This is a genomic window from Synechococcales cyanobacterium T60_A2020_003 (assembly GCA_015272205.1).
Taxonomy (GTDB): domain Bacteria; phylum Cyanobacteriota; class Cyanobacteriia; order RECH01; family RECH01; genus JACYMB01.
Genome location: JACYMB010000019.1, coordinates 1 through 3,818, shown reverse-complemented (window position 1 = coordinate 3,818; position 3,818 = coordinate 1). Strand labels below are relative to the sequence as shown.

At 49.1% G+C, this 3,818-nt stretch carries 2 protein-coding genes; both read left to right on the top strand.

Translation table 11 applies throughout. From position 1 onward, the window contains the following. The first annotated feature begins 138 nt into the window (after positions 1–138). Positions 139–588, top strand: a complete 450-nt coding sequence (locus IGR76_00765) for a hypothetical protein (GenBank protein ID MBF2077076.1) — start codon at positions 139–141, stop codon at positions 586–588. A 356-nt stretch (positions 589–944) separates the two neighbouring features. After that, the gene (locus tag IGR76_00760) at positions 945–3,425 is read left to right on the top strand and encodes an alpha/beta hydrolase (protein MBF2077075.1); all 2,481 of its coding nucleotides are present in this window, start codon (positions 945–947) and stop codon (positions 3,423–3,425) included. Positions 3,426–3,818 lie beyond the last annotated feature (393 nt).

Genomic DNA, 3,818 nt, shown 5'->3' with positions numbered 1-3,818 from the left:
GAAATTTACCATGCCTCTCCCGCCCGCAACCCCTCTTTCATGCAACAACGCCCAGTCCTTGTTCTATCCTTTAGAGTTCTTGGCTTCTACCATAAATTATTTCAATGGTGCGCGTGGTTGGCTGGAATTACGTACATCGTGGATGCACTTGCCATACACGTATTTCAGTATGCATTACCGCTGAGAGGACTCACCAAAATTGTATATGCGGGTCTACTTGCCATCGCTATTGTTGTATTATCCAGGCGTATATTTCAAGAACAGCAGGTTACAGGAGACACTCTGCGAGGGAGTGCATGTATCTACTTCCTGCTTGGCTATTTCTGGTTTGCACTTTATCAAGCGATCCAGTACTTTGACGCGAATGCCTTTTCGGTATCTGTAGAACGGAGTAGTAATGCACTCCTCTACTTCAGTTTTACAACGTTAACAACGATGGGATACGGCGACATTGTGCCCGTGAATGCATTTGCGATGTTTGCAGCGAACCTTGAAGGGGTTGTCGGAGTTCTATATCCAACCGTTTACATTGCACGGGTGGTGGGTATTTATACTACTCAATCTATGAATCTTCCTCCACCTAAGTAGATGCCACGTGTGGATGGGTAGGGCGCGCCCAAACCTAGTGCCTAAACTAAACCTAGCGCCCAAACCTGAAGAAATGTAATGCGCTCCAGGTCAACATTTTCGATTTGAACCGCCCTGTCAACGAAATCGCGAACAGACGTATTCAATATTCTTCCTATTGAGAAAATTGATTGCAAAGGCTTATCAATTTCTGATGAGATCGCTTTATAGTTTTCTGGTATGTGCGCCAACACTTGCTGAGATAAAGATCAATGGTTTTTCAATTCAATTCATTTTTAGCCCTGCTAAGGCGTATCCCTCGTCTGTGGCGGTTCGGGCTGAGCTTAATTCTAGGACTTGGCATCAGCGTTTTCTTTATGACAACGCAAGCCAATGCCGCGCAGTCTGTGTTACTGACAAACCGAGATGCAACCCTGCTCGTACCCGTTTCAGAACTGGAGGCGATCGCCCATCACAAAGAACCGTCTGAGGAAGTAACCGCCTTTTTTGAATCTGCAGGATACGATCTGGACATAATCTCCCCCATCCTGACTGGGGAACTTCCGTATTTTAGAGAGGTTGAAGTTATTACTCCACGCGAGTTCTTACTGCTTCAAGTTAACAAAACGATGGGTGATCCGCTGAGGCGAGAAGATTTAGCGTCCTTGGAACAAGCGTTTCGAGTATCGCTCTCAAATGACGGTTTGTTTTCTGTGATAGAGCTGCTAAGCAACTATCCAGCTCCGGTCGTCCGACTCGATATCAACCGAATGGAACAGGTCTACTCAGACCTTAACCTATTTGTGACGCGGATTAGCCCCGTACTCTCGGTTGCTGAAGAACTGTTGCCAGAGCTGATCTGTGACTGTAATGGTGATGCGGTAGGGGCATCTCCCACCTCGTCTGCAGCAGAGGCGATCGCACCACCCAGCAACAATCTCTCTGTAGCAGCAGTGTACAACAACGCCAAGAGTTCCCTATCTAGCCTGCGCCCATCCTCTGCACCGCTACCAGCAGACGTTCCACCATCCGCCGATGTAAAAGCGACAACCTCTTCGTTTACCGATAAAGAGCTTGTCTTTACCTTTGGCCCCTTGGGACGTTCCGTTTCCATTGCAGAACTCACGACCCTTGCTGAAACGGGCGAGACCTCTCAAAAATTAAACTCACTCCTCAATCTGGGCAATGTCAATCCGGCGGATTTACAAGAGGCACTGAATAGACCCATCAAGGTCGAGCTTGGTTTCCTGGATAGCACCCTAAACTCGTTGCTGGGTGAATTCTTGCTGTTTGACGTTGGGCAAGTGATCCATACCCGATCAAAAACAAGCAACATTCAGGCGTTGCGGTCTACGCTGATTCTTTCTACTGCCGGAGATAACGAATTTACTACGATTGAACTTTTACAAAACTATCCCACGTCACAAATCTACGTCGATGGTGTACGCCTAGCTCGATTTGGTCGGAACGTGAAGCGTTTTGAATCACAAGGAGATGTTGAAACCGCTGCCCTATCCTTAGAGGATTGGTTAGTCCAAGTCCAAGTTTCGGCGACAGAAGAGGTTTGTACCTGCGATAGCATCACGGTACTCCCCTCACCAGCCCCTATTTCACCTACCCAACTCGCTGAAGCCTTGCCTGCCAATTGGCAACCCGTCCCGTCCCACCGTGAGGATCACGGCATTATCAAAGCCATCTGGCTACAAGGCACTCCCTACGAAATGGGGTATCAGCATGGAGCGCTATTACACGACGAAATTGCCCAAATGGGGACTGAGGCACTCTCTGTTCTGCGATTAGTTGGGCGAGGGTTTGGGTTAAGTCGGCTATCTGCCTATCGGTCTTATCCTGATGTTGCAGAAGAGTGCCGTGGCCTTGCAGATGCTACCCAGGATATTGGTATGACCACAGATGCCTGTCTGGTCTTAGCCTACGGGGATGTTCTTCAGGAACTGTTTGGTTATACCCTACCAGAGGTTCTCTTCTGGGATGGATGTAGTCAATTTGTTGCCACCACCAACGCCACAAAAGATGGGCGACTCTATCACGGATCAACACTGGATAACAACAAGAAGCCTATTGACTATATTGTGAATAACCCAGTGGTGATGGTTCGCCAGCCCACAGGCGGTCTACCCCACGTCTTTTTTACCTATCCAGGCATGGTGTGGCCCAATTGGGGATTAAATGTGGCGGGAATCTCGATGGGACTGGATACGGCTCATCCCAATAGTCCTGACGAACTCCAATTCCAAGGCCGGAGCAATGTGCAAATTATGGCGAAGGTGTTGGGCAATGCCACCACGTTTGAGGAAGCACGTACGCTCTTAGAAACGGAGCCGCGCGTGCGGGCAAACCTGATTATGTTGGCCGATGGGCGATCGCACCAAGCCGGAGTCTTTGAGTTCACCGGACAGCATTTAGCCGTACGCGAACTTCAAGAGGATGGCATTCTCTATACCACAAATCACTTTGTTCTAGAGGATATATACGATCGGCAACCGCTGCCCCTCAATCAATCGACTCAGTTTCGCTTTATGCGCTATGGTCAACTATTAGAACCGGATGGGGTTAGCTCCGTCTATGGCAACATCGATGAAACCACGATGGCTCGCGTTTTGCGCGATCGCGTCAATCCCGAAACGATGCAGGCCAGTCCCTTTGATGTCTTTGACGATGATGCCAGTCCTGGTGGCAATGGCTCACTCCGTCAGGCCATCTATGAACCGGAAAGTCTGCGCTTCTGGGTTGCTGCGGGGCCACCGCCCGTGCCGGAGAATCCGTTTGTCTGTTTCTCTCTAGGAGAGATGTTAGGATTCCCGAATTCCGAACCCTGTAGTGCGCCTACAATTCCGTAAGTTATAGCGATCGCCGCTGTAGTCCTGTGGGGTAGCTTTGCCGCCCCACAAGTTTATTTCAAGATAGATCGGCTTACCAAATTTCAGCTAACTCCATCAATTGGGCGATCGCGCCTTCCAGTGCCTGTTGCTGCATATCGCCGCCCAGTTCCTGATAGGGAACCTCAACATATTCCACATCCTGAATCCCCAAAAAATTCAAAATAAACTAAAGATATGGAACGGCGTTGTTGCATGAAGAGAGGTTGCGGAAGGGTAGGGACATGGTCAGTTTCAGTTACCCCAGGCGTTGTTGCATGAAAGAGGGGTTGCGGGCAGGAGAGGCATGGTAAATTTCAGTTATCACATATAAAACCTGCCATGAAACCTCAATACCGCATCCGCAACTGGTCA